At 45.4% G+C, this 24,033-nt stretch carries 24 protein-coding genes; 17 read left to right on the top strand and 7 right to left on the bottom strand.

All coding sequences use genetic code 11. From position 1 onward, the window contains the following. Positions 1 to 232: 232 nt before the first annotated feature. A complete protein-coding gene (locus tag TOCE_RS10020) occupies positions 233 to 1,693 on the top strand; it encodes an IS1182 family transposase (RefSeq protein WP_425358463.1) in 1,461 nt (486 codons plus the stop codon). 55 nt (positions 1,694 to 1,748) lie between these two features. On the opposite strand, the gene TOCE_RS10015 is transcribed toward TOCE_RS10020, so the two are convergent. Beyond that, a complete protein-coding gene (locus tag TOCE_RS10015; RefSeq protein ID WP_013276730.1) occupies positions 1,749 to 2,258 on the bottom strand; it encodes a transcription repressor NadR in 510 nt (169 codons plus the stop codon). A 156-nt stretch (positions 2,259 to 2,414) separates the two neighbouring features. Here TOCE_RS10015 and TOCE_RS10010 point away from each other — a divergent pair, with 156 nt between their 5' ends. The 4 genes from TOCE_RS10010 to TOCE_RS09995 all read left to right on the top strand — a co-directional run bounded on the left by TOCE_RS10010 (position 2,415) and on the right by TOCE_RS09995 (position 6,388). Continuing rightward, positions 2,415 to 3,140: a protease complex subunit PrcB family protein gene (locus tag TOCE_RS10010; protein ID WP_013276729.1), complete on the top strand. Its 726-nt coding sequence runs from the start codon at positions 2,415 to 2,417 to the stop codon at positions 3,138 to 3,140. Positions 3,141 to 3,357: 217 nt separating this feature from the next. After that, a complete protein-coding gene (locus TOCE_RS10005) occupies positions 3,358 to 5,448 on the top strand; it encodes a ribonucleoside triphosphate reductase (RefSeq protein WP_013276728.1) in 2,091 nt (696 codons plus the stop codon). Next, positions 5,432 to 6,127 (top strand): anaerobic ribonucleoside-triphosphate reductase activating protein, encoded by a 696-nt coding sequence (locus tag TOCE_RS10000; RefSeq protein WP_041423934.1) that lies wholly within the window; start codon positions 5,432 to 5,434, stop codon positions 6,125 to 6,127. The genes TOCE_RS10005 and TOCE_RS10000 overlap by 17 nt, the downstream gene beginning before the upstream one ends. Positions 6,128 to 6,139: 12 nt before the next feature. After that, a complete protein-coding gene (locus TOCE_RS09995) occupies positions 6,140 to 6,388 on the top strand; it encodes a YkoF family thiamine/hydroxymethylpyrimidine-binding protein (RefSeq protein WP_013276726.1) in 249 nt (82 codons plus the stop codon). 51 nt (positions 6,389 to 6,439) lie between these two features. On the opposite strand, the gene TOCE_RS09990 is transcribed toward TOCE_RS09995, so the two are convergent. Next, positions 6,440 to 7,900 (bottom strand): IS1182 family transposase, encoded by a 1,461-nt coding sequence (locus tag TOCE_RS09990; protein WP_425358462.1) that lies wholly within the window; start codon positions 7,898 to 7,900, stop codon positions 6,440 to 6,442. Positions 7,901 to 8,111: 211 nt separating this feature from the next. On the opposite strand from TOCE_RS09990, the gene mobA reads away from it, so the two are divergent. From mobA to TOCE_RS09955, 6 genes are all read left to right on the top strand, one after another. Further along, positions 8,112 to 8,720: a molybdenum cofactor guanylyltransferase gene (gene mobA / locus TOCE_RS09985; RefSeq protein WP_013276725.1), complete on the top strand. Its 609-nt coding sequence runs from the start codon at positions 8,112 to 8,114 to the stop codon at positions 8,718 to 8,720. 21 nt (positions 8,721 to 8,741) lie between these two features. Further along, on the top strand, positions 8,742 to 9,509 hold the full coding sequence (locus TOCE_RS09980; RefSeq protein ID WP_013276724.1) for a tRNA (adenine-N1)-methyltransferase: 768 nt from the start codon (positions 8,742 to 8,744) through the stop codon (positions 9,507 to 9,509). A 207-nt stretch (positions 9,510 to 9,716) separates the two neighbouring features. Continuing rightward, a complete protein-coding gene (locus TOCE_RS09975; RefSeq protein WP_013276723.1) occupies positions 9,717 to 11,804 on the top strand; it encodes a BglG family transcription antiterminator in 2,088 nt (695 codons plus the stop codon). 282 nt (positions 11,805 to 12,086) lie between these two features. Beyond that, the gene (locus tag TOCE_RS09965; protein ID WP_013276721.1) at positions 12,087 to 12,413 is read left to right on the top strand and encodes a PTS sugar transporter subunit IIB; all 327 of its coding nucleotides are present in this window, start codon (positions 12,087 to 12,089) and stop codon (positions 12,411 to 12,413) included. Positions 12,414 to 12,425: 12 nt separating this feature from the next. After that, the gene (locus TOCE_RS09960; protein ID WP_013276720.1) at positions 12,426 to 13,742 is read left to right on the top strand and encodes a PTS sugar transporter subunit IIC; all 1,317 of its coding nucleotides are present in this window, start codon (positions 12,426 to 12,428) and stop codon (positions 13,740 to 13,742) included. Positions 13,743 to 13,761: 19 nt separating this feature from the next. After that, positions 13,762 to 14,079, top strand: a complete 318-nt coding sequence (locus TOCE_RS09955; protein ID WP_013276719.1) for a PTS sugar transporter subunit IIA — start codon at positions 13,762 to 13,764, stop codon at positions 14,077 to 14,079. A gap of 35 nt (positions 14,080 to 14,114) precedes the next feature. Here TOCE_RS09955 and TOCE_RS09950 read toward each other — a convergent pair whose 3' ends face one another. Further along, positions 14,115 to 14,387 (bottom strand): putative Se/S carrier protein, encoded by a 273-nt coding sequence (locus tag TOCE_RS09950; RefSeq protein WP_013276718.1) that lies wholly within the window; start codon positions 14,385 to 14,387, stop codon positions 14,115 to 14,117. A gap of 182 nt (positions 14,388 to 14,569) precedes the next feature. Here TOCE_RS09950 and selD point away from each other — a divergent pair, with 182 nt between their 5' ends. From selD to plsY, 3 genes are all read left to right on the top strand, one after another. Continuing rightward, positions 14,570 to 15,607 carry a selenide, water dikinase SelD gene (gene selD, locus TOCE_RS09945; protein ID WP_013276717.1) on the top strand — a complete coding sequence of 346 codons (1,038 nt, stop codon included), beginning with the start codon at positions 14,570 to 14,572 and terminating at the stop codon, positions 15,605 to 15,607. A gap of 148 nt (positions 15,608 to 15,755) precedes the next feature. Continuing rightward, on the top strand, positions 15,756 to 17,216 hold the full coding sequence (locus TOCE_RS09940; RefSeq protein WP_425358462.1) for an IS1182 family transposase: 1,461 nt from the start codon (positions 15,756 to 15,758) through the stop codon (positions 17,214 to 17,216). Positions 17,217 to 17,335: 119 nt separating this feature from the next. Beyond that, a complete protein-coding gene (gene plsY, locus TOCE_RS09935; protein WP_013276716.1) occupies positions 17,336 to 17,932 on the top strand; it encodes a glycerol-3-phosphate 1-O-acyltransferase PlsY in 597 nt (198 codons plus the stop codon). Positions 17,933 to 18,005: 73 nt separating this feature from the next. Here plsY and TOCE_RS09930 read toward each other — a convergent pair whose 3' ends face one another. The 3 genes from TOCE_RS09930 to TOCE_RS09920 form a co-directional block, all read right to left on the bottom strand. Next, positions 18,006 to 18,245: a thioredoxin family protein gene (locus TOCE_RS09930; protein ID WP_013276715.1), complete on the bottom strand. Its 240-nt coding sequence runs from the start codon at positions 18,243 to 18,245 to the stop codon at positions 18,006 to 18,008. Positions 18,246 to 18,385: 140 nt separating this feature from the next. Then, on the bottom strand, positions 18,386 to 19,558 hold the full coding sequence (locus tag TOCE_RS09925) for a permease (RefSeq protein WP_013276714.1): 1,173 nt from the start codon (positions 19,556 to 19,558) through the stop codon (positions 18,386 to 18,388). Further along, positions 19,555 to 19,887, bottom strand: a complete 333-nt coding sequence (locus tag TOCE_RS09920; RefSeq protein ID WP_013276713.1) for an ArsR/SmtB family transcription factor — start codon at positions 19,885 to 19,887, stop codon at positions 19,555 to 19,557. Before TOCE_RS09920 ends, TOCE_RS09925 begins: the two co-directional genes overlap by 4 nt. A gap of 255 nt (positions 19,888 to 20,142) precedes the next feature. Between TOCE_RS09920 and TOCE_RS09915 the strand changes: the two genes are divergently transcribed. Both TOCE_RS09915 and arsB read left to right on the top strand, forming a co-directional pair. Then, positions 20,143 to 20,511, top strand: coding sequence for an ArsR/SmtB family transcription factor (locus tag TOCE_RS09915; RefSeq protein ID WP_013276712.1), 369 nt, complete (start codon positions 20,143 to 20,145; stop codon positions 20,509 to 20,511). Positions 20,512 to 20,551: 40 nt separating this feature from the next. Then, entirely contained in the window at positions 20,552 to 21,622 is a 1,071-nt protein-coding gene (gene arsB, locus TOCE_RS09910; protein WP_013276711.1) for an ACR3 family arsenite efflux transporter, read from the top strand. Positions 21,623 to 21,712: 90 nt separating this feature from the next. Here the strand turns inward: arsB and hydF are convergent, their stop codons facing one another. Further along, positions 21,713 to 22,957 (bottom strand): [FeFe] hydrogenase H-cluster maturation GTPase HydF, encoded by a 1,245-nt coding sequence (gene hydF / locus TOCE_RS09905; protein ID WP_013276710.1) that lies wholly within the window; start codon positions 22,955 to 22,957, stop codon positions 21,713 to 21,715. A 153-nt stretch (positions 22,958 to 23,110) separates the two neighbouring features. On the opposite strand from hydF, the gene TOCE_RS09900 reads away from it, so the two are divergent. After that, positions 23,111 to 23,965 carry a DUF8173 domain-containing protein gene (locus tag TOCE_RS09900; RefSeq protein ID WP_013276709.1) on the top strand — a complete coding sequence of 285 codons (855 nt, stop codon included), beginning with the start codon at positions 23,111 to 23,113 and terminating at the stop codon, positions 23,963 to 23,965. Positions 23,966 to 24,033: the final 68 nt, after the last annotated feature.

Genomic DNA, 24,033 nt, shown 5'->3' with positions numbered 1-24,033 from the left:
GTCGTCTTTGATGGTGAGGACATCGGCACCGATTAATATCTGCATATTTGCTGTGTGGATTTTTAGGGGCAGGCGATTTCGATGCGGAAGAAAAAAAGGTTGCCCGCATCCGGGCAACCCCAGACTGTCGACAAAGTAACTGTCGACAGTCTTTTTTTGCAAAAGCCAGTACAAAAATCATCAGCTTTTTAGTAAAATTAAAGAAGATACAAAAATATTGTGGGGCGATGAAATGTTAACGAAGAAAAATCGAGAAATAATAGAGCAGGTAGAATTAGTAAGCATCGATAGCTTAGTACCTCAAGACCATCTCCTTAGGGCAGTAGAAGAAAGCATCGACTTTAATTTCATTTATGATGAAGTAAAAGACCTATATAGCGAAAATACAGGAAGACCTAGTATTGACCCGGTAGTGTTAATTAAGCTACTCATGCTCCAAGCATTGTATGGAATCCGCTCCATGCGCCAAACCATCAGAGAAGTAGAAGTCAATGTAGCTTACCGTTGGTTTTTAGGCTATGGATTACAAGAAAAAATACCTCACTTTTCAACTTTTGGAAAAAACTATGAACGGCGGTTTAAGGAAAGTGATCTATTTGAAAAGATATTCGAGCGGGTGTTGATGGAAGCAATAGAATGCGGGTTTGTTAAAACAGATGCAGTATTTATCGATGCTACTCACATAAAAGCCAGTGCCAATAAGAATAAATATATCGAGAAAGTCGCTAAGCAACGGACTCAAAAATATAAGAAAGAACTTTTAAAAGAAATCAACGCCGAACGGGAAGCAAACGGTAAAAAGCCCTTTGAAGAAGAAGATGATGATGACGATAACAACAAAGGAGAAAATAGCTCTAAAAAAGTCAGGGTAAGCACCACAGATCCTGAAAGTGGGATGTTTCAAAAAGGGGAAAAAGAGCGCTGCTTTGCCTACACAGCTTCTGTAGCCTGTGACCGGAACAACTTTGTCCTTGGTGTCAAAATAGCACCTGGAAATGTTCATGACAGCCAGGTATTCTCCGATTTATTTCAAGAAGTAAACGATAAATTTTCTAAAATAGAGGCGGTAGTGGTTGATGCAGGCTACAAAACCCCCGGGATATGCAGAGAAATCATTGAGGCAGGAGCGCTTCCCGTTATGCCCTACAAGAGGCCGATGACCAAAGATGGCTACTTTAAAAAACGCGAATACGTCTATGACGAATATTATGATTGTTACATATGCCCCAACAACCAAATATTAGAATACAGCACCACCAACCGGGCGGGATACCGGGAATATAGGAGCAACCCCCAAATATGCTGTAAATGTCCCATGCGCCTACAGTGCACCAAAAGTAAAAATTACACAAAAATCATAACTCGGCATATATGGGAGCATTACATAGAAATAGCGGAAGATATAAGACACACCCAATGGGGTAAAGAACTATACAAAATGCGCGGCCAGACCATCGAGCGGGTATTTGCCGATGCGAAGGAAAAGCATGGCATGCGCTATACAAATCTACGAGGCTTGAGGAAAGTTGGACATTACCTCACGCTTCTTTTCGCATGCATGAATTTAAAAAAGCTGGCTTTATGGAAGAAAAGACGGGGAACGTTTCCGCCAACAGTCCCCGCTTTACATTCGTTTTTCTTAAAAATTTTCTTCGCCTTCAACAAAAAGCCGCTTTTAGGTTATGCATCCTAAAAGCGGCTTTGTCTACAAGCTGAGGTTGCCCGCATCCGGGCAACCCGTTATCATTTCATTCCAACAGTATTCCCTTTCTTTTCAGGATTTCACAGGCCTTTTTGATGGAGTCCTCGTTTATGGCCTGGATCGTGTGCAGGTGCACCCCCTGGGTGAGCTGGGAAAGGAGGGCGGCGTTGTGCTGTTCCATTTTTCTCATAAAATCTTCCACGTCTTCGGAGCTGTTGAGCATGAGCATACCATGGATTTCGCCGTATATGGGATGTTCCACTATCACGTCGACCACCCTGCAGCCGCATTCCACGAAAGCCATGAGCTCCTCGTGCGTTTCCTCCCTGCCGTGGCGGCACGCCACCTTTTTCGTTATGAAGCCCAGGGGCTCCATTATCATGTAACCCTGGGATGTGGCTATTATATCTTTACCCGATGCCCGGAGGATGGCTATATCCTGAACGATAACCTGCCTGGTCACGTTGAAAATCTTTGCGAGATCACCGCCGGAAACCGGTTTTCTCTCCGCTTTTAGGATTTCCACAATTCTTGCTCTTCTCTCTTCGGCATTCATTTTTTCTCACCCCAACTTTGTGATGATTAAATTATAACAGAATTTGTCTGCCCGATAAATTATTCCAAGGAGGATGGTACACGTTGAACCTTGATTTTTTTGCGGCAAATGGGATATAATGAAGTAACACAGGAGAAACCCGGAGGGATGTTTTTTATGAAAACCACAAAGGTCATATTTATTAATTTCCTCGTGCTTCTGATGGCAGTCGTGCTCATCACCGGGTGCAGGAAAGAAGCTCAGGAGCCGGCGACGGTCGAGCCGGTAATGGGCGATATCAAGTTTGAGGTTATTGCCGAAAATTCGGTCGAATTCCAGGAACTTTTAAAGGATGAAACCTTCCGGAAGTGGTACGATGAAAAGAAGAAGATCGAAGGTTTTCACGCTTTCGACGGAAAGGGTAAAAAATACATACTGGTAAGCGCCGGTGAAAAGCCGACCGGTGGTTACAGCGTTGAAGTCCTTTCCGTTACCGGCAGGCAGGATGACCTCTACTTGCAGGGCCGGGTGAAAGCACCCGCCAAAGACCAGATGGTGACCCAGGTGATAACTTATCCGAGCGTCCTAATTAGCGTACCCGTGGACGAAAGGCAAGTAACCGGGGAATTAAAAACCGAGGAACTAAAAGTAGAAAAGCCTGAAGAACCCCAGAAGCCCGAGGGTCATAAAGCTTTAAAGGGTGAGGCGGTTTTTCTCGGCCAGATAGACAATAACTCCATCGAAGTCAAGGAAGGAGACACCTTCCAGGTATACAGGCTATCACCCGATATTAAGGACAGGTTTGACAGTTTTAACCTGAAAGAAAACGACCGGATCCAATTCATGTACTACGTCAATGAGCACAACCAGAGGGTGATGACCGAGCTGAAGAAGATGCCCTGATGATGCGGACCCCGGCTTGACGCCGGGGTCTCATCTTGAATCTATATAAAAATTCAAGGGGTGATTTGAAGAGTTCAGGGAAAGTACCTGAGGACTAGTATTAAATTCCCGCCTTTTTTAGCTTTTTTATCGCATTGATTGTCCATTTAACTATCGATAGAATATATATGATGCCAGGTATATTGACGTAATTTACAGTAAATTGGAGGTTTTCGTAATGTTGACTCAAATTATTAAGAGGGATGGGACGGTTCAAAAATTCGACAGAGAAAAAATAGAAAATGCTATTTTTAAGGCTGCCAGGGCCGTAGGCGGCAGCGACAGGACCATCGCGCAGCGCCTAACCGACGAAGTAATAAAAATCCTGGAAAAAAGATACCGGGGCTCGGTGCCCACGGTGGAGAACGTCCAGGATACAGTCGAAAAGGTGCTTATCGAAAACGGCCATGCCAGGACCGCAAAAGCGTACATACTGTACAGGAAGCAGCACCAGGACATGCGGGAATTCCGCAAAGTTTTCCTGGACATCGAGGATACGGTGGACAATTACATAGGCAGGACCGACTGGAGGATCAACGAAAACAGCAATATGGGCTTCTCGCTGCAGGGCCTCAACAACCACATATCCAGCGCGGTCATTTCTAAATACTGGCTCAGCAAGATCTACCCCGAAGAGGTGAGAAACGCCCACATCAGCGGAGATTTTCACATCCATGACCTGGGACTCCTTTCGGTTTACTGCTGCGGCTGGGACCTGAGGGATCTTTTGCTCTCGGGCTTTACGGGGGTCAAGGGAAAGGTTGCCAGCAAACCGCCCAGGCACTTCAGGTCCGCCCTGGGGCAGATAGTTAATTTCTTTTACACCCTGCAGGGAGAAGCCGCCGGAGCCCAAGCTCTTAGCAACTTCGACACTTACCTTGCTCCGTTTATTCATTACGACGGCCTTAGCTACAAGGAAGTCAAGCAGGCGATGCAGGAATTCATATTCAACCTGAACGTACCGACCAGAGTGGGCTTTCAGACTCCCTTTGTAAATATTACGCTGGACCTGGTACCGCCGGAGATAATAGCCAGGGAGCCTGTCATCATCGGCGGCCAGTTAATGGACAGGACCTACGGCGAATTTCAGAAAGAAATGGACATGCTGAACATGGCCTTCGCCGAGGTAATGATGGAGGGAGATGCCAACGGCCGGATTTTCACCTTCCCCATCCCGACCTATAATATAACAAAGGAGTTCGACTGGGATAACCCCGTTGTCGATAAAATAATGGAGATGACGGCCAAGTACGGCCTGCCCTATTTTTCCAATTTCATAAACAGCGACATGAAGCCTGAAGATGTGCGCTCGATGTGCTGCCGCCTCCGTTTGGACAACCGCGAGCTTAGAAAGCGAGGCGGCGGCCTCTTCGGAGCCAACCCCCTGACCGGCTCCATAGGCGTTGTGACGATAAACATGCCCAGGATCGGTTACACAGCAAAGAGCGAAGACGAATTTTTCGACAAGCTTTCCCGGCTCATGGACATTGCCAGGACAAGCCTGGAGATAAAGCGCAAGGTGCTGGAGAGAATGACGAGGGAAGGGCTTTACCCCTACGCCAGATTTTACCTTAGGGATGTCTACGAGCGGTTCGGTGCCTACTGGCAGAACCATTTCAACACCATCGGCCTCGTGGGCATGAACGAAGCCCTGATGAATTTCATGGGGTGCGGTATCGCGGACCCGGAGGGCAGGAACTTCGCGCTTAAAGTGCTGGACTTCATGAGGGAAAGGATTTCCCGTTACCAGGAGGAAACCGGTGAACTCTACAACTTGGAAGCCACCCCGGCGGAAGGTGCTTCCTATAGACTTGCGAGAAAGGATAGGGAGATTTTCGGCGAAAAGATCATAACCTGCGGCCAGGACGAGCCCTACTACACCAACTCCACCCAGCTCCCGGTGGATTTCACCGAGGACGTATTCGCCGCCCTGGACCATCAAGATGAGCTGCAGTGCAAGTACACCGGCGGTACCGTTTTCCACATGTTCCTGGGAGAAAAGATGGACAAAGACACCTGCAAGGCCCTGGTGAGAAAAATAGCGGAAAATTACCGCCTGCCTTATTACACCGTGACTCCCACGTTCTCGGTATGCGGGGAACACGGCTACATCTCCGGGGAGCACTTCCAATGCCCCAGCTGCGTGCGGGAATGCGAGGTTTACAGCCGGATAGTGGGCTACTACAGGCCCGTCCAGTGCTGGAACAACGGCAAGAAGGCGGAATTTGCCGATAGAAGGGAATACAGGATATATGCCGTTAATATATGACTTCATGCCGGTATCCGCCGCCGATTACCCGGGCGTCGTGGCTTGTACCGTGTTCCTGCCGGGGTGTAATTTCCGGTGCCCGTACTGCCACAACGGCCCGCTGGTAACGGGCAGCCCGAAAGGCAAGGTACCGGAAAGCGTTTTTTTCGATTACCTGGAACGCAGGAAAAAGTTAATTGACGGTGTATGCATAACCGGCGGTGAGCCTACGCTGTGGAGCGACCTTCCGGAGTTTATCTTAAAGCTTAAAAAAAGAGGATTGAAAGTCAAGCTCGATACCAACGGTTCCAGGCCCGAAGTCTTAAAGGAGCTTCTTAATAAAGGTTTGCTAGACTATGTCGCCGTAGACATAAAAACCCGTCCGGAACGTTACGGCATTTTTACCGCCGATGAAAGTCAGATAGAAGGAGTTAGGGAAAGCGTAGAGCTTTTGAAGGCTTCTTTGGCCGATTACGAGTTCAGGACCACGGTGCACGAAAAAATCCACTCGCCCGAAGACTTTGAGGCAATCGGCCGGTGGCTTTCGGGTGCGAAAAGATACGTGCTCCAGGGATACCGCTTTTCCGAAGGCGTGCTGGACCCGGAGTTTTGTGGGGAAAAGCCCTGTGACGGTGCCCTGCTGGAGAGGATAAAGGAAAGCCTCCGGGAAAGCTTCGGCGAAGTGGTTATACGAAATTAGGAGGCGTCGGGTATGTTCACATGCCAGGTGTCCCTCTTCCCGCTGGGAAGGGAGGATTACGAGAGGGTTGTGCTCAAATCTCTACAATCCCTCGAGGAGTTTGACGTGGACGTGGATGTGACTCCTTTGAGCACCCTTATTCGCGGCAGCGAAGAAGAAGTGTGGAAGGCGGTGCGGGCCCTTTATGACGCGGGAGCCCGCGAGGGCGGGAAGGTGGTTATGTTTTTGACGATGACGAACAGAACCGGGAAAGGCAGCTGATAGTTGAAGACCGCTCTTTCGAGCGGTCTCAGCTTGTAGACAAAGCCGCTTTTAGGATGCATAACCTAAAAGCGGCTTTTTGTTGAAGGCGAAGAAAATTTTTAAGAAAAACGAATGTAAAGCGGGGACTGTTGGCGGAAACGTTCCCCGTCTTTTCTTCCATAAAGCCAGCTTTTTTAAATTCATGCATGCGAAAAGAAGCGTGAGGTAATGTCCAACTTTCCTCAAGCCTCGTAGATTTGTATAGCGCATGCCATGCTTTTCCTTCGCATCGGCAAATACCCGCTCGATGGTCTGGCCGCGCATTTTGTATAGTTCTTTACCCCATTGGGTGTGTCTTATATCTTCCGCTATTTCTATGTAATGCTCCCATATATGCCGAGTTATGATTTTTGTGTAATTTTTACTTTTGGTGCACTGTAGGCGCATGGGACATTTACAGCATATTTGGGGGTTGCTCCTATATTCCCGGTATCCCGCCCGGTTGGTGGTGCTGTATTCTAATATTTGGTTGTTGGGGCATATGTAACAATCATAATATTCGTCATAGACGTATTCGCGTTTTTTAAAGTAGCCATCTTTGGTCATCGGCCTCTTGTAGGGCATAACGGGAAGCGCTCCTGCCTCAATGATTTCTCTGCATATCCCGGGGGTTTTGTAGCCTGCATCAACCACTACCGCCTCTATTTTAGAAAATTTATCGTTTACTTCTTGAAATAAATCGGAGAATACCTGGCTGTCATGAACATTTCCAGGTGCTATTTTGACACCAAGGACAAAGTTGTTCCGGTCACAGGCTACAGAAGCTGTGTAGGCAAAGCAGCGCTCTTTTTCCCCTTTTTGAAACATCCCACTTTCAGGATCTGTGGTGCTTACCCTGACTTTTTTAGAGCTATTTTCTCCTTTGTTGTTATCGTCATCATCATCTTCTTCTTCAAAGGGCTTTTTACCGTTTGCTTCCCGTTCGGCGTTGATTTCTTTTAAAAGTTCTTCCTTATATTTTTGAGTCCGTTGCTTAGCGACTTTCTCGATATATTTATTCTTATTGGCACTGGCTTTTATGTGAGTAGCATCGATAAATACTGCATCTGTTTTAACAAACCCGCATTCTATTGCTTCCATCAACACCCGCTCGAATATCTTTTCAAATAGATCACTTTCCTTAAACCGCCGTTCATAGTTTTTTCCAAAAGTTGAAAAGTGAGGTATTTTTTCTTGTAATCCATAGCCTAAAAACCAACGGTAAGCTACATTGACTTCTACTTCTCTGATGGTTTGGCGCATGGAGCGGATTCCATACAATGCTTGGAGCATGAGTAGCTTAATTAACACTACCGGGTCAATACTAGGTCTTCCTGTATTTTCGCTATATAGGTCTTTTACTTCATCATAAATGAAATTAAAGTCGATGCTTTCTTCTACTGCCCTAAGGAGATGGTCTTGAGGTACTAAGCTATCGATGCTTACTAATTCTACCTGCTCTATTATTTCTCGATTTTTCTTCGTTAACATTTCATCGCCCCACAATATTTTTGTATCTTCTTTAATTTTACTAAAAAGCTGATGATTTTTGTACTAGCTTTTGCAAAAAAAGACTGTCGACAGTTACTTTGTCGACAGTCTGAGACCGCTCTTTCGAGCGGTCTTTCGGTATTTTTTGTGGTTGCCCTGTGGAGGTTTTTGCTATAATATAATAGAGACTTTTTCGGAAGGACAGGTGTTTGTGGGGGAATTTTCGGCGGTCATATTAAACGGGGGTAAGTCTTCCCGAATATCCGTAAAGAACAAAGGCCTCCTGGAGATAGGAGGAATGACCATCCTGGAAAGGATCCTTGCTGTGCTGGACCCCTTATTTGAGGACATTCTGGTCATATCCAACTCCCCCGGGGAAATCGATTATTTCAAAGGCCGCTGCCGCATATTCAAGGATGAGGTAAAAGGGCTGGGTCCTATCGGGGGCATTTACACAGGACTTAAGAAAATGAAAAACCAAGCCGGGTTTTTCGTGGCATGCGACATGCCCTTTTTGAACGCGGAACTCATAAGGGATCTCCTCAAAAGCTCCGAAGGCTTCGACGCGGTATGTCCCCGGTGCCGGGAGATGATAGAACCCCTTCACGCCGTTTACAGCAAAAAATGCATCGGTGCAATAGAAGCTCTTATTAAAAAGAAAGGCTCCATCCGGGTCCGGGATCTGCTTGCCATGGTCAGGACCAGGTACATAGATGTGGATACGGAAAAAATCCACTTGGTTTTTTTTAACATAAATACAAGGGAAGACTATGAAAGAGCGCTGTTGTTGGAAAAGGATTTCCTCAATATGGAGAAATAGAATGAGAGAAGGGGGCAAAAGATGCAGTCGGGATTTGCAACAAAAAGGGTCATAATAGGGCCCGATGGGTTTAAAAAAGTGGTCGATATCGCTTCGCCGAACAAAATAGGATTGCCCAACGGACAAATAGATTCGACTGTGCTTGCTGGCGTAAGCCCTGGGGGCAGCTTCGAGGTCAACGGTACGGTGTACCATGTGCTGACTTGTGACATGTTCGATTACGTAATGCACTACCTTAAACGGCGCACCCAGATCGTGTATCCCAAAGAGGGAGCTTATATACTCATGCGCCTCGACGTCTCTCCGGGCAAGCGGGTGGGGGAAGCCGGCACCGGCTCCGGAGCCTTCACTGTGTGCCTTTCCCGGGCTGTGGGACCCGAGGGCAGAGTGTACACCTACGAGCAGCGGGAGGAGTTTCACAAGCTCGCCGAGAAGAACATCAGGGGCTTTTCTGAATTCGATAATGTTGTGATGCACAACAAATCCATCACCGAAGGGATAGAGGAAAGGGATCTGGATGCCTTTTTCCTGGACGTGAGGGAACCCTGGGAAGTTATTGCCGAGGTCAGGAAAGCGCTGAAACCCGCCGGCCACCTGGGCATCCTGGTTCCGACGGCGAACCAGGTTTCCGAGACCATGAAGTCCCTTAATGAGAACGGCTTTTACATCTCCGAGGTCGTCGAAATCATGATGAGGAAGTACAAGCTGGTCCCGGAAAGATTAAGGCCCGAGGACCTGATGGTAGGACATACAGGATATCTGATTTTTGCAAGAAAATTGGGAGAGTGAGGCAGTGGAAACACTGCCTTTTTTGTTTGTGTGTCGGGTATAGGCTGAACTAGAGCAGTGAAAATCTATAATATTAAAAATATGACACAAAACTCATGACAGTGTATTTACATCTTTTCCTTGGATGGATGGCTGATTGGTTGTATAATAAAAGTGAGAGCGGTTTGGTGTATTATTAAAATATTGACAAAAGGGTAATGAACTAAAATGGTTAAATTGAACGGGCGCCAACTCAATATTTTAAAAACGCTGCTGTCGCATCCCAATGTGAGAATTGAGGATATTGGAAATAAGTTTGATGTAAGCAGAAGAACAGTTTACAGGGAAATTGCTGTTGTAAATGAGTTTTTAAAGGATTACAACTTGAGAATTGCAAATTCACATGAAGGCTTAATCGTAGAAGGAAATGTTGCGGATATAGAAAAATTGAAGCTTGATATGATAGGTTATAGATCAAATATTGAGCCAAAGGAGAGAAGAAAGCTTATATTATCAGAACTTTTGCAAATTACAGAACCCGTCAAATTGGAATATTTTAGCCGCAAATTCAATGTAACTACGTCCACAATAAGTTATGATTTAAAAGAATTGGAAGAATGGCTTAAAAAGCAGGGACTCGTATTGGTTGCAAAGCCCGGCTATGGAGTTTATGTCTCGGGAAATGAAAATTCGTTTAGAAAGGCCATAGCTAAGTTCCTATATGAGAATTTTGATACATCCGATCTCATTAATTTTTTGAGGACGGGCTATTTGAAAAAGAACAGATTTGACAAAAATATCGAATTAAGGCTTTTGAACCTTATCGACTATGATACTGTACTAAAAATTGAAAAGGCCATTTTAAGGCTTGAATCGGAAATCGACTTTGATATCGTCGAGAGCTCATATCTTGGGCTTATTGTACATCTAGCTCTGGCGGTAAAAAGGTTGAAAAACGGCGAATCGATAGAGATGGGGGAGGAAAATTTAAGGGAGCTTAAAAAGACCGAAGAGTATAGATTTGCCCAGAAATTGGCCGGATATTTGGAAGAAGAGCTGGACTTAACTATACCCGAAGACGAGATCGGCTATGTGACGGTTCACCTAATAGGAGCAAAGTACAGAGCTAATGCGCAAAGTTACAACTACAAAGATATAGAAAATATTGCAGAAGAAATGATTAAAAAAGGAGAAGAAATTTTTAACATAAATTTTTCCAACGATAAACTTTTAGAGGAAGGTTTAAAAACTCATCTGGCACCGACGATATACAGGCTCAAAATGGGGCTGGACATCAGGAATCCTTTGCTTTGCGATATAAAATCTAAATACCCCCTGCTCTTTGAAAAAAGTGATAAAATTTGCGATGTTCTGAGGGAAAAGTTGAATGTCGAAATCCCCGAAGATGAAGTAGGATATGTGGCGATGCACTTTGGAGCGGCTTTAGAGAGAATGAAAGATGTCGCAAAAACATACAATATAATGGTGGTATGCGCCAGCGGAATAGGGACCTCAAGGATGCTCATGTCGAAACTTAAAATATTTCCCCAGATAAATGTTGTCGAGGTCGCGTCAAGCGTAAAGTTGAAAGATATTAAAGACAGAAAAGACATAGACCTTGTTGTATCCACAATACCCCTTGATATTGAAGATAAGAAAGTGGTAGTCGTAAATCCTTTGCTCTTGAAAGAAGACGTGGAAAAGTTAAAGGAAGCGTTGAATACCGATTTTATAATAGAGTACGAAACAAAGGCAAACGCTTTGAAGAATAAGAATTATCAAGAAAAAGCGTTGCATATAGCTAATTACGGAAAGAGGATTCTCGAGCTCTGTGATGCTCTGGTTTATGCCTCCGTGGAAGGCAGGAATTCTGACCGCATTATAGATAACATACTTGAAGTTTTACTGGTAAAAAAACTCATAAGACGAAATCAAACGGCCGGGATCAAAAAGCGGCTTTTAAATAGGGAAAGCCTCGGGAAAATAGTTTTACCGGGCAAAGGATTTGTAATATATCACTGCGCAATAGAGAATTTGGATTTTCCGCTGGTGGTTGTCGGAAGGGTAATCGATGAGTTTAAAATGGAAAATCTTGCTGGAGATTATGAAAAGATAAAGACGGCATTTTTGATGCTGGCGCCGCAGGAAGATCCTGAAAGTATCGAAGTTTTGGGGGATTTGAGCGCTTCTTTAATCGAAGATAGTAATTTCGTAGAAGACCTAAACAACGCAGCTTCTGAGGAAACAACCAGGCAAAAGGTTAAAGAAGTGTTAATGAAAAAATATTATGAAGAAATAAGAAGAGCGATTTTGTAGGGGGATAGTATGTTTACCATACCGGTACTGCAGAGAAAAATATTTTACGTGCTTTTGTCTATTGTGTGGGGATCTTTTGGTATATACTCTATGATTCACAGTAGTTTTGCCGATGGCCTAAAAATACTAATTTTTGGGGGCATCTTTATATCGTTTGTAGCAATAATTCAGGCATATGTGATAAAGATGTTACAAATGTACGATAATAATTTAAAGAAACAAGATAAAGGCTGAGAAGGATTAGATTGCTTTTAAGAATAATTTACGGAGGGGATGTAAAACATGACAATACGGGGTGTAATATTATGCAGCTGGGGAGCGACATCGAGTGCCCTTGCAAAAAAAGTTACGGATGAAGCAAAAAAACAGGGCCTTGACGTTGTAGTAGACGCCGGCGGGACGGGGGAATTTAAAAAGAAAGCGGAAGAATACGATGTTGCACTGCTGGAACCTCAAGTAAGGCATCTAAAAAAAGAAATCGAATCGATTGCTTCGAAGTACAATATCCCCGTCGACATCGTCGATATGCAGGCTTTCGCTTTAATGGATGGTAAAAAAATTTTAAATCAAATAATCGAACTTGCTAAAAAAAGTGGTAAAGAAGTTTAAGGGGGGTCTTTCATGAGCGAAAGGATTTCAAAAAACTGGTTCATGAAGTGGATGGAAAATTCCCTCATGCCGGTCCTGGCAAGAATTGCACAAAATGTATATCTGCAATCGATCAGGGATGCTTTTTCGAGTTTTGCATTGCCTGTGATTTTGACCGGCGCAATCTTCTTAATTATCGCGAACCCGCCGGAAGGGGTTAACCTCTGGCTGATAAGAGCGTGGGCTAATGCGGTTAAACCAATTTCAGCGCAAATTATATTGCCCTTCCATCTTACATTCGGCATAATGGCAATGATGGTTGCTTTCGGTACAGCCTACAGCCTTGCAGCAAGATGGGACCTTGACGAGACAATGACGGGAATCATTTCAATGCTCGCCTTTTTTATAACAAGTTTTCCGGCAACAGACGTAACAAAAGTAACTTTTGGAGATGCATTGAATTACCTTGGCGGACAGGGTTTGTTTGTAGCAATAATTATAGGTATAATTACGGCAAAAGTTGTTAAATTCTTTAACGAAAAAGGTTTGGTTATAAAAATGCCCGAAGGCGTGCCGCCTTACGTTGTGAGAAGCTTTTTAGCGCTGGTTCCTATGTTCGTCATGATAGTGTCGGCGTGGATTGTAGAGTGGATAGTATGGTCGAAATTCCACATAACGCTTCCCCAATTGGTGCTCAACCTGTTTAAACCCCTTGTCGCAGCATCGAATAGCTATCCTGCAGCCCTTGCGGAAATAGTACTCATGATGTTGCTGTGGTCATTAGGTATACACGGTATGAACGTGGTATCATCGATCGCTTATCCCTTCTGGATGACCCAGCTTGCAGCAAATGCGGAGGCTGCGGCAAAGGGCCTGCCTTTGCCGGGAATCGTGACCGAGCCATTTTTCCACATGTTTTCGCACCTCGGCGGTTCCGGTGTAACCTGGCCTTTGGTTATAATGTTCCTGCTTTCCGCATCCGCCCAATTGAGGACGATCGGAAAGGCAGCATTAATACCCGCAGTATTTAATATCAATGAGCCGGTTATATTCGGTGCACCCATTGTATTAAACCCGATATTGATAATACCGTTTATAGTAGCTCCGGCTGTTGTTGTCACGATAAACTACATTGCTTTTGCAACAAATATAGTCCCAAGGCCTATTATACAGCTTCCGTTTACCGTTCCGGTGTTCTTCGGCGGATTTTTATCGACAGGCGGACACTGGCAGGGAGCTGTGTTACAGCTTGTAAACTTGTTGGTTGCTGCGGTTATATATTATCCGTTCTTTAAAATGTATGAAGCTCAACTTCTGAAAGATGAAAAAAGCGCAGCGCAACACGAATAAAGTAAGAGGAGGATATTTCATGGATTTAGAGCAAATTATATACCACTTAGTGCTACACGGAGGAAACGCAAGAGCGGAAGCTTATGAAGCCTTAGACGCAGCTGAAAGAGGGGACTTTGAAGCTGCAGAGGCTCATCTTGAAAAAGCGGATGAGGAATTTTACGAAGGGCATAAGTACCAGAATATGCTGACACAGGGTGAACAGAGTCAGACCCCAAATTTCCTCGTGATACATGCTCAGGATCAGCTCATGACGGCCCTCGCTGAAAAAAACCTCATAAAAAGAATGATAAACTTATACAAAAGAATACACGACTTGGAAAAGAAATGTAATTAACAACAAAAGGGCTACACTATTGTAGCCCTTTAATTTTACTCCACTCTTTTCAACAGCCGGGGTTTTTCTTTTGGCGATTGGTAAAGGTAAATGGAATCATATTCGACACCGACCTTTTCGACGGTGTCGATTAAAGCCCGTTCACTGGTGGCGGTCACCTTTGCCGCTACCCCGCAGCTGGAGCTTATCTCCCTGGGCACCGGCACCAGCTGAAAAGATGTACCTGAGCCCTTCATTCTTGACTCGAACCTCAACGCGTGGTGGACCGATGGAAAAGTTATCATAAAAAAAGGGTATTTTTCAGTCATCAAATCTACCTCGCCTTCAAAGGAATTTTACCACAATTCTAAGCGAAAAAGGATTTAAAAAATATATTTATTTAATGCAGTTTATAGATATGATTTATACACCGAAGGGTCAACATTGACAAAGCTTGAATAAAATGGGATACTTTAATGGAAAAAATGAAAAATACGGAGGTGAACCGCCCGTGGAAAAGGTAAAACTCACAGAGCTCACCTGCAGTTCCGGCTGAGCTTCCAAGCTTTCGCCTTCGGCGCTGTCGCAGGTCCTGCGGCATTTACCGGTAATAAAAGACGAAAACCTGCTGGTGGGTCTTGAAACGTCCGACGACGCGGCGGTTTATAAGATAAACGAAGAGCTGGCAATAATCCATACGGTGGACTTTTTCACTCCTGTGGTGGACGACCCGTACCTTTTCGGGCAGATAGCCGCCTGCAACGCCCTCAGCGATATTTACGCCATGGGGGGAAGGCCGCTCTTAGCGCTGAACATCGTGGGCTTTCCCGAAAAACTGGTGGAGGACGTGCTGCCCCTGGTGATGAAGGGCGGTGCCGACAAGGTGATCGAAGCGGGCGCGATAATAGCAGGAGGCCATTCCATAAAGACTCCTGAGCCGGTATACGGCCTTTCGGTGCTGGGCGTGGTGCACCCTGACAGGGTACTTACCAATGCCGGGGCGAAACCCGGGGATGTTGTAGTCCTCACTAAACCCCTGGGGACCGGTGTATTCACTACGGCCGCCAAGGCGGGAATGGTTGACAGTCGGGTAGAAAGGGAAGCGCTCGAGGCCATGAATACCCTTAATAAGTCTGCTTCGGATGCTGCCGTACAGGTGGGCGTAAGCGCCGTAACCGACATAACGGGCTTCGGACTTTTGGGCCACGCGCATGAGATGGCAGCAGGCTCCGGTGTGACTTTGAGGATACAGGCGGAAAAAGTTCCGGTTATTCCGGGAATACTCCAATACGCCGCCATGGGGCTTTTGCCGGCAGGTCTCTACGCCAACAGAAAGTACCTGGCGGATAAGGTCGCTTTTGCCGAAAATATCAGGGAAGAACTGGCCGACGTTTTGTTCGACCCCCAGACGTCGGGAGGCCTTCTTATATCCTGTCCGGAAGAAAGAGCCGAAGCCATGATGGAAGAACTTAAAAACAACGGCGTAAAATGGGCGTCGATAATAGGGCGTGTTGAAGAAAAATCCGGTAAGGATATAATAGTAGAGTGAAAAATAGGTTATACTTTTTTATAAAAGTTATAACCTCAGACTGTCGACAAAGTAACTGTCGACAGTCTTTTTTTGCAAAAGCTAGTACAAAAATCATCAGCTTTTTAGTAAAATTAAAGAAGATACAAAAATATTGTGGGGCGATGAAATGTTAACGAAGAAAAATCGAGAAATAATAGAGCAGGTAGAATTAGTAAGCATCGATAGCTTAGTACCTCAAGACCATCTCCTTAGGGCAGTAGAAGAAAGCATCGACTTTAATTTCATTTATGATGAAGTAAAAGACCTATATAGCGAAAATACAGGAAGACCTAGTATTGACCCGGTAGTGTTAATTAAGCTACTCATGCTCCAAGCATTGTATGGAATCCGCTCCATGCGCCAAACCATCAGAGAAGTAGAAGTCAATGTAGCTTACCGTTGGTTTTTAGGCTATGGATTACAAGAAAAAATACCTCACTTTTCAACTTTTGGAAAAAACTATGAACGGCGGTTTAAGGAAAGTGATCTATTTGAAAAGATATTCGAGCGGGTGTTGATGGAAGCAATAGAATGCGGGTTTGTTAAAACAGATGCAGTATTTATCGATGCTACTCACATAAAAGCCAGTGCCAATAAGAATAAATATATCGAGAAAGTCGCTAAGCAACGGACTCAAAAATATAAGGAAGAACTTTTAAAAGAAATCAACGCCGAACGGGAAGCAAACGGTAAAAAGCCCTTTGAAGAAGAAGATGATGATGACGATAACAACAAAGGAGAAAATAGCTCTAAAAAAGTCAGGGTAAGCACCACAGATCCTGAAAGTGGGATGTTTCAAAAAGGGGAAAAAGAGCGCTGCTTTGCCTACACAGCTTCTGTAGCCTGTGACCGGAACAACTTTGTCCTTGGTGTCAAAATAGCACCTGGAAATGTTCATGACAGCCAGGTATTCTCCGATTTATTTCAAGAAGTAAACGATAAATTTTCTAAAATAGAGGCGGTAGTGGTTGATGCAGGCTACAAAACCCCCGGGATATGCAGAGAAATCATTGAGGCAGGAGCGCTTCCCGTTATGCCCTACAAGAGGCCGATGACCAAAGATGGCTACTTTAAAAAACGCGAATACGTCTATGACGAATATTATGATTGTTACATATGCCCCAACAACCAAATATTAGAATACAGCACCACCAACCGGGCGGGATACCGGGAATATAGGAGCAACCCCCAAATATGCTGTAAATGTCCCATGCGCCTACAGTGCACCAAAAGTAAAAATTACACAAAAATCATAACTCGGCATATATGGGAGCATTACATAGAAATAGCGGAAGATATAAGACACACCCAATGGGGTAAAGAACTATACAAAATGCGCGGCCAGACCATCGAGCGGGTATTTGCCGATGCGAAGGAAAAGCATGGCATGCGCTATACAAATCTACGAGGCTTGAGGAAAGTTGGACATTACCTCACGCTTCTTTTCGCATGCATGAATTTAAAAAAGCTGGCTTTATGGAAGAAAAGACGGGGAACGTTTCCGCCAACAGTCCCCGCTTTACATTCGTTTTTCTTAAAAATTTTCTTCGCCTTCAACAAAAAGCCGCTTTTAGGTTATGCATCCTAAAAGCGGCTTTGTCTACAAGCTGAGGTTATACTTTTTTATAAAAGTTATAACCTATTTTTTTATTTTCTTGAAATAATATATGTGATAAAATAAAAATACGGACGGGAGGTGAAGACCGGTTGCTCAAATTTATACTTGCGGGAATCATTAGTTACTTAATAGGTTCCATATCCTCCGCCCACCTGATATGCAAAAAATACTACGGTATCGATATAAGGAAATACGGAAGCGGCAACCCCGGTACCACCAACGTGCTCAGGGTGGTTGGCGGCAGGGCCGCGGCTGCAGTGTATGCGGCCGACTTCCTGAAAGGATTTCTCGTTGCTACCCTCGCTAAATTTATAGGCGGCGACGAACTGGCGCTTTTCAGCGGCCTTTTTGTTATAATTGGTCACGACTGGTCTTTTTTCCTCAACTTCAACGGCGGCAAGGGCATAGCCACCAGCATGGGCGTTGTGCTTGCCCTGGCCCCCAAGGTTGCGCTGTTTTCTTTTCTGGTGGGGGCAGCTGCCATACTGCTGACGAGATACGTTTCCCTGGGGTCCATTGTCGGTAGTGCATTCTTCCCTTTATTCCTTGTGATTTTCCGTTTCCCGGCCAAATACATAGCGTACGGCGTAATAATAGCTGCGATAGCCATTTACAGGCACAGGACCAATATAAAAAGGTTGGTTGCGGGCAAGGAGCATAAGCTGGGCGAAAAGATAAAAAACTGAAAAAGAAAAGGACAATTCGCGAATCGGTAGGAATTGTCCTTTAATATTTTATCAGGGGGAAATATGGCGTCTTTTAAATGAACTGTCGCAATATCTCTTTTATTTCATCCTTTGATGCAACTTTGCCCTCTACCTTAACCTCGCCGTTGACGACAAGTCCGGGGGTAAACATAATGTCGTACTCCATAATTTTGTTTACCTCCTGGACTTTTTCGATGTTTGCTGATATTCCCAGTTCCTCAAGAGCTTCTCTGGTATTCTGTTCGAGCGCCCTGCATTTGGGGCAGCCTGTACCTAGAATTTTAATTTCCATGATTTAACCTCCCTGGTCAATTTTAAATTTTATTCCCACTATACCGGGCCCATAATTATAGGTTTACCGGCAGGGTATCAAGAATTTGATGACTGCTTTTGTATAAGCCTCCCCTGTCCTTGTATTGTTATTTAAAAATTTTAAAATAGCACGCCAAATATATACCCGGTTATTGTGGCCATTATGACTACAAGAGATACATATGTGACGGTTTTCTTTGGCCCCAGCACACTGTTTATAACCAGCATATTGGGGAGGCTTAAAGCAGGGCCGGCCAGCAGCATGGCGAGGGCGGGCCCCTGGCCCATACCGGAACCTAAAAGCCCCTGGAGTATGGGGACTTCGGTAAGGGTGGCAAAATACATGAAGGCTCCCACGACCGACGCTAGAAAATTGGCGAAAAGGGAATTTCCGCCGACCACGGAGGCCACGTAACGGGCCGGTATTATACCCGCATCGACCTCCGGGCGCCCCATGAGAAAACCTGCCACGAGCACCCCGCCGAAGAGCAGCGGCGTTATCTGCTTTGCAAAGCCCCAGCTCGAGTCAACCCATGAAACCAGCTCTTCCTTTTTAAACCAGTGATATAAAATCAGCGAAAGGCTGGCCATAAGTATCGCCGTAATGTACCATTTTACGGCGTAAACCGCGCTGAAGAAGCCCACCGGCTGTGCGGGCTTTCCCCATGCGGTGAAGATGAGGATGAGGACGAGGTTTGTAAAATAGATTATTTCCTGATACAGAGTCCTTCCTTCTTCCTGGTCAGAAGAGCCGATGAGTCCAATCTTGCTGGTCCTCTCTTTGTCTTCTTTGCCAAACAATAACTCCATAATTAAACCGATAACTACCGCAAAAGTAATTGCCCCGAGAGCCCGGGCGATCCCCAGTTTCCACCCCAGAATCCGGGCTGTCATTATTATGGCCAGCACGTTGATGGCCGGGCCCGAGTAAAGGAAAGCAACCGCCGGCCCTATTCCGGCGCCTCTCTTATATATTCCGGCGAAAAGGGGCAGCACAGTACAGGAGCATACAGCCAGGATAGTGCCTGAAACTGAAGCTACTGCGTATGAGAGCCATTTTTTTGCTTCTCTGCCGAAGTACTTTATAACCGCAGCCTGGGAGATGAAATTGGCTATGGCGCCGGCTATGAAGAAGGCCGGGACAAGGCAAGTCAGCACGTGGAGCCTGGCGTAGTCCTGGAGCATGTAAAGGGATTCAATCACAGCACCAGTGAATCTCGAGTTTGAAAGGGGCATGTAATAGGCGAATAAAAATACGCCGACAATCAAAGATAGTTTCTGCCATTCCTTCATCTTAACATCTCCTTCCCGTTTATAAAACTGTACCTGCTTTTTAGATCCGCTTCTAGAACCTCATCAGCGCATTTGAGAAAGTTGACGACACAGGGCATTCTGACTTTATAATTAACCGTCAGGCCCTGTTTTCTGCTTTCTATAATTCCCACGTTCTTCAATACGGCCAGGTGCTTGGAAACGGCCGGCTGGTCGATATTCAATTTATCTGCGATATTGCAGACGCACATTTCACCGTACGTTGCAAGAATCTCGAGGATTCTCAACCTCGTAGGATGGGCTAGGGCTTTGAATATTGCTGCATACATATCGTATATATCATTGGGCATATGAAGAAACCTCCTCTGCTCGAATATATTCCAATATTAGCATATAGGAAATTAAATTGTCAATAGTTAGGCAAAAGATGGTTGAAAGAAGTTGACTTTTTAATAAAAGTAAATTATAATATAAGCAAATACTTATATATCGTGCTTACATAATAAAATACCAGAGGGAAAGGGGGGTTATAAGCCACTGGTAGATTAAATTCGTTTGCGAGATTGAATATTCAATGTTCTAAATAAATTCCTGGAGGGTTTTTCTTGCTCGAAGAATTGCAGAAGGTTTTCAAAGCCATGGGGCAATCCACCAGGCTCAAGATACTCATGCTTGCTGCAAACCGCACCTTGTGTGTATGTGAACTCGAATATATTCTTGGAATAACCCAATCGGCAGTTTCCCAGCATCTGAGGATTTTAAAAGAAGCCAACTTGGTGATAGAAACAAGGGAGGGACAGTGGGCTTTTTATTCATTAAATAAAAAATACCTTGAAAAAATAGCGGGGAATATAAAGACAATTTTCGGTGAAGATCTTATTAAATGCAGCGAACTTTCAGAAGAAATTAAAAGACTCGAGTACCTCGAAAAGCACCCAATCATAACATGTAAGAGACCGGACACTCCCCATTAAAATTCGAATCATTCAACATCCTATGAAAGGAGAGAGTTGTATGGCAGAAAAAGATATTAAGGTAAAGAAACCCGGACTGGGATTTTTTGAAAAGTATCTCACTATATGGGTAGTGTTGTGCATAATTGCTGGAATATTGATAGGTCAAAAGTTTCCGGCCTTTCCCGAGTTTTTATCTAGGTTTACCTACGCACAGGTATCAATACCCGTTGCTATTCTTATATGGTTTATGATCTATCCGATGATGGTCCAGATAGATTTCAGCAGCGTCGTCAGGGTGGGGAAAAACCCAAAAGGTCTTGCCATTACCCTTATTACCAACTGGTTAATAAAGCCCTTTACTATGTTCTTTTTCGCATGGCTGTTTCTTAAGAATATATTTTCCCCCTGGATTTCACCGGAACTTGCCCAGCAGTATCTTGCCGGAGCTATATTCCTGGGTGCGGCTCCCTGCACGGCTATGGTCTTCGTATGGAGCTATCTTACCGACGGCGACCCGAACTACACCCTGGTACAGGTTGCCATAAATGACCTGGTTTTACTCTTTGCGTATGCACCCATAGTAATGTTCCAGTTGGGCCTCGCGAAGCTCAGAGTGCCGTATGAGACCATAATTCTTTCCGTAGTTCTTTATATAGTAATTCCGCTCGCAGCTGGGTATTTAACTAGAAATTATCTGATAAAAAATAAAGGTATTGAATGGTTTGAGAGAGATTTTTTGCCTTTACTGAGGCCTTTTACCATAATCGGGTTGCTTTTAACTCTTATCATCATCTTCAGCTTTGAGGGAAAGTATATCATTGAAAATCCGATTCACATACTGCTCATAGCGGTACCGTTGACAATCCAGACTTACTTCATTTTTATACTGGCTTATGCATGGGCCAAATTGTGGAAGGTGGATCGTTCTGTGGCCGCTCCTGCAGCTATGATAGGTGCCAGCAACTTTTTCGAGCTGGCGGTAGCGGTGGCCGTATCACTTTTCGGCCTGGAGTCAGGAGCCGCCGTTGCCACGGTGGTGGGGGTTCTGGAAGAAGTGCCGATAATGCTAAGTCTTGTGGCTATAGCAAATCGTACGAAACACTGGTTTCCTGAAAGACAGAAGGTATAACGATTTCTGTTTAAAGCTCTTCAAAGCAAAAAGAGGCATATTCTCATTGGGAGAATATGCCTCGATATTTTTATTAATTGGAGAGTTTTCTTAAGACTCCGGCGAAAGCAGCGAAGCGGCTTCCGGAATTGGCTCCAGGGCCCTTTCCAGTATGCCCGTGGCGTAGGCGATGAAAACGCCGTAGTTCACTACCGGAATACCCTTTTGCTTTAAGAGTGAAAGCCTGTACATCATCTCTTTTGTGTTAATCATGCATCCGCCGCAGTGGATAACGAGCTTTATTTCGTCCAGGTTTTCCGGGAAACCGAATCCGCTTGTCCACGTGTAATCTAAGTCGAAGCCCAGGATCTGCGTAAGCCACCGGGGAATCTTTACCGTGCCTATATCGTCCTTCTGCCTGTGGTGGGTACAGGCCTCGGCGATGAGCACCCTGTCGCCGGGCTTCAGGTTTTTTATGGCCTTTACGCCCTCCACGAGCTGTGCCAGGTCACCTTTGTAGCGGGCAAAGAGTATAGAGAAGGAAGTCATGGGTATATCCCGGGGCGTGTCCTGGGCTACCCGGGCGAAGGCCTGGGAATCGGTTACGACTATGCGCGGCTTTTTTGCGAGATTTTTCAGGGTTTCCTTAAGTTCGGTTTCTTTGGTAACGACGGCTATGGCGCCGTGGTCTAGCACATCCCTGATCGTCTGTTGTTGAGGAAGGATAAGCCTGCCTTTGGGCGCCGCCTTGTCGATAGGCACCACCAGCACCACGAAGTCGCCGGGGGCAATGAGGTCGCCGATAAGAGGGCGCTCCGCAAAGCTCGAAGGGGCTTTGTTTATTATCTCCCGCTTGAGTTCTTCGATACCCTGCCTTTTCAGGGCGGACACTTCTACGAGCTTAAGGCCAAGCCGTTTTTCCCAAGTTTCTTTTTCTTCAGGCGTGTACCCAGCAACGTCGCTTTTGTTTATAACCCCCACTACGGGTATGTTTTTCTCCCTGATTCTCTCCAGGATTTCCAGGTCATAGCCGGTGACTCCCATTCCGCCGTCTATTATCAAAACGGCAAGATCGGTCTTATTCAGCACCTGGTAGGTCTTCTTGATCCGGAGTTCCCCGAGTTCGCCTTCGTCGTCGATACCCGCTGTGTCGATTATGACGACGGGTCCGATGGGTAGAAGCTCCATAGCTTTGAAAACTGGGTCGGTTGTTGTTCCAGCTACGGAGGATACCAGAGCTATGTCCTGGTTGGTAATTGCGTTGATGAGGCTGGACTTGCCTGCGTTTCTGCGGCCGAAGATAGCGATGTGAAGCCTGCTTGCCAGCGGTGTGTCGTTAAGGGTACTTTTCTGCAATTTATATCATCCTCTTCCGTATTATATATTGTAAGGTAATTTATTTTTTCAAAGCTGCCTGCAAGTTTATTATATCACATATTGAGAAGGGGGCGCATAAATGATATTATCATAGTAAGCTAACTGTAATTTTTTGGAGAAGGAGGAATACAATTGAAGAGGTTTTTGATTTTGCTCCTGGCGGCTTTATTCCTGCTTCCGGCCTATGCCCTGGCTGACGGGGGCTATATAGCACAGATGGGTAAAGATTTGGTGATAGGCCCCGGTGAGGTGCTCGACGGCGACGCAGTAGCTATTATGGGCAGCGTTATCGTGAACGGAAAGGTCTCGGGCGACGCTGTGGCCGTAATGGGTGACGTCGTCGTCAACGGAACGGTGGAAGGCGACGCTACAGCTGTTGGCGGTAGGGTCGTTATCGATAAAAACGGCAGGGTGCTGGGGAAGACAAACCAGGTCGGTATCGCCGGTGGCATCGGCGAGATGATGAGGAATCCGGGGATGCGCGGGTTTTACTGGAATCCCGGCATAATGGTCCGCCCCTTCAGGCCTAGAACTACCGTATTCAATTTTGTGCGCTTTCTGGGCACGTTAGCCCTCGGAGCTCTTGCAATAGCGCTTTTCCCCAACAGCGTGAGGACAGCGGCACAAGCCGTGGATAAAGACACCGGGAACAAGTTGCTCAAAGGGTTTCTTATAATGCTGCTGACGCCGGTAGTCGCGCTGCTTCTCGTGTTCACCCTCATTGGGATCCCTTTGATACCTGCTGTCATAATTTTGGTGGTTGCCGCCGGGTTTTTCGGATATCTTGCGATAAGCGTATTCCTGGGGAGAAAGCTAAACGTACACCTTCGCATAAATACTAATCTTTTCACGGAATACCTCCTGGGGGCGTTGGCGCTCTGGCTGGTACAGCTTGTGCCTTACGTCGGAGGCATTGTTTCCCTGGTGGTCTTCATACTTTCCCTGGGTATCACTCTTGAGACCAGATTCGGCACGAAGCAAGCTTAGAAATTTTGTGGCAAAATATATTTATTCCTTATAACATGTTATAATATTAAGTAGATTACGGGCCATGA

Origin of the sequence: Thermosediminibacter oceani DSM 16646 (assembly GCF_000144645.1) — a bacterium.
Classification (GTDB): Bacteria; Bacillota; Thermosediminibacteria; order Thermosediminibacterales; family Thermosediminibacteraceae; genus Thermosediminibacter; species Thermosediminibacter oceani.
Note: the sequence above shows the minus strand (reverse complement) of the source record. Positions and strands in the feature narration are given on the sequence as shown.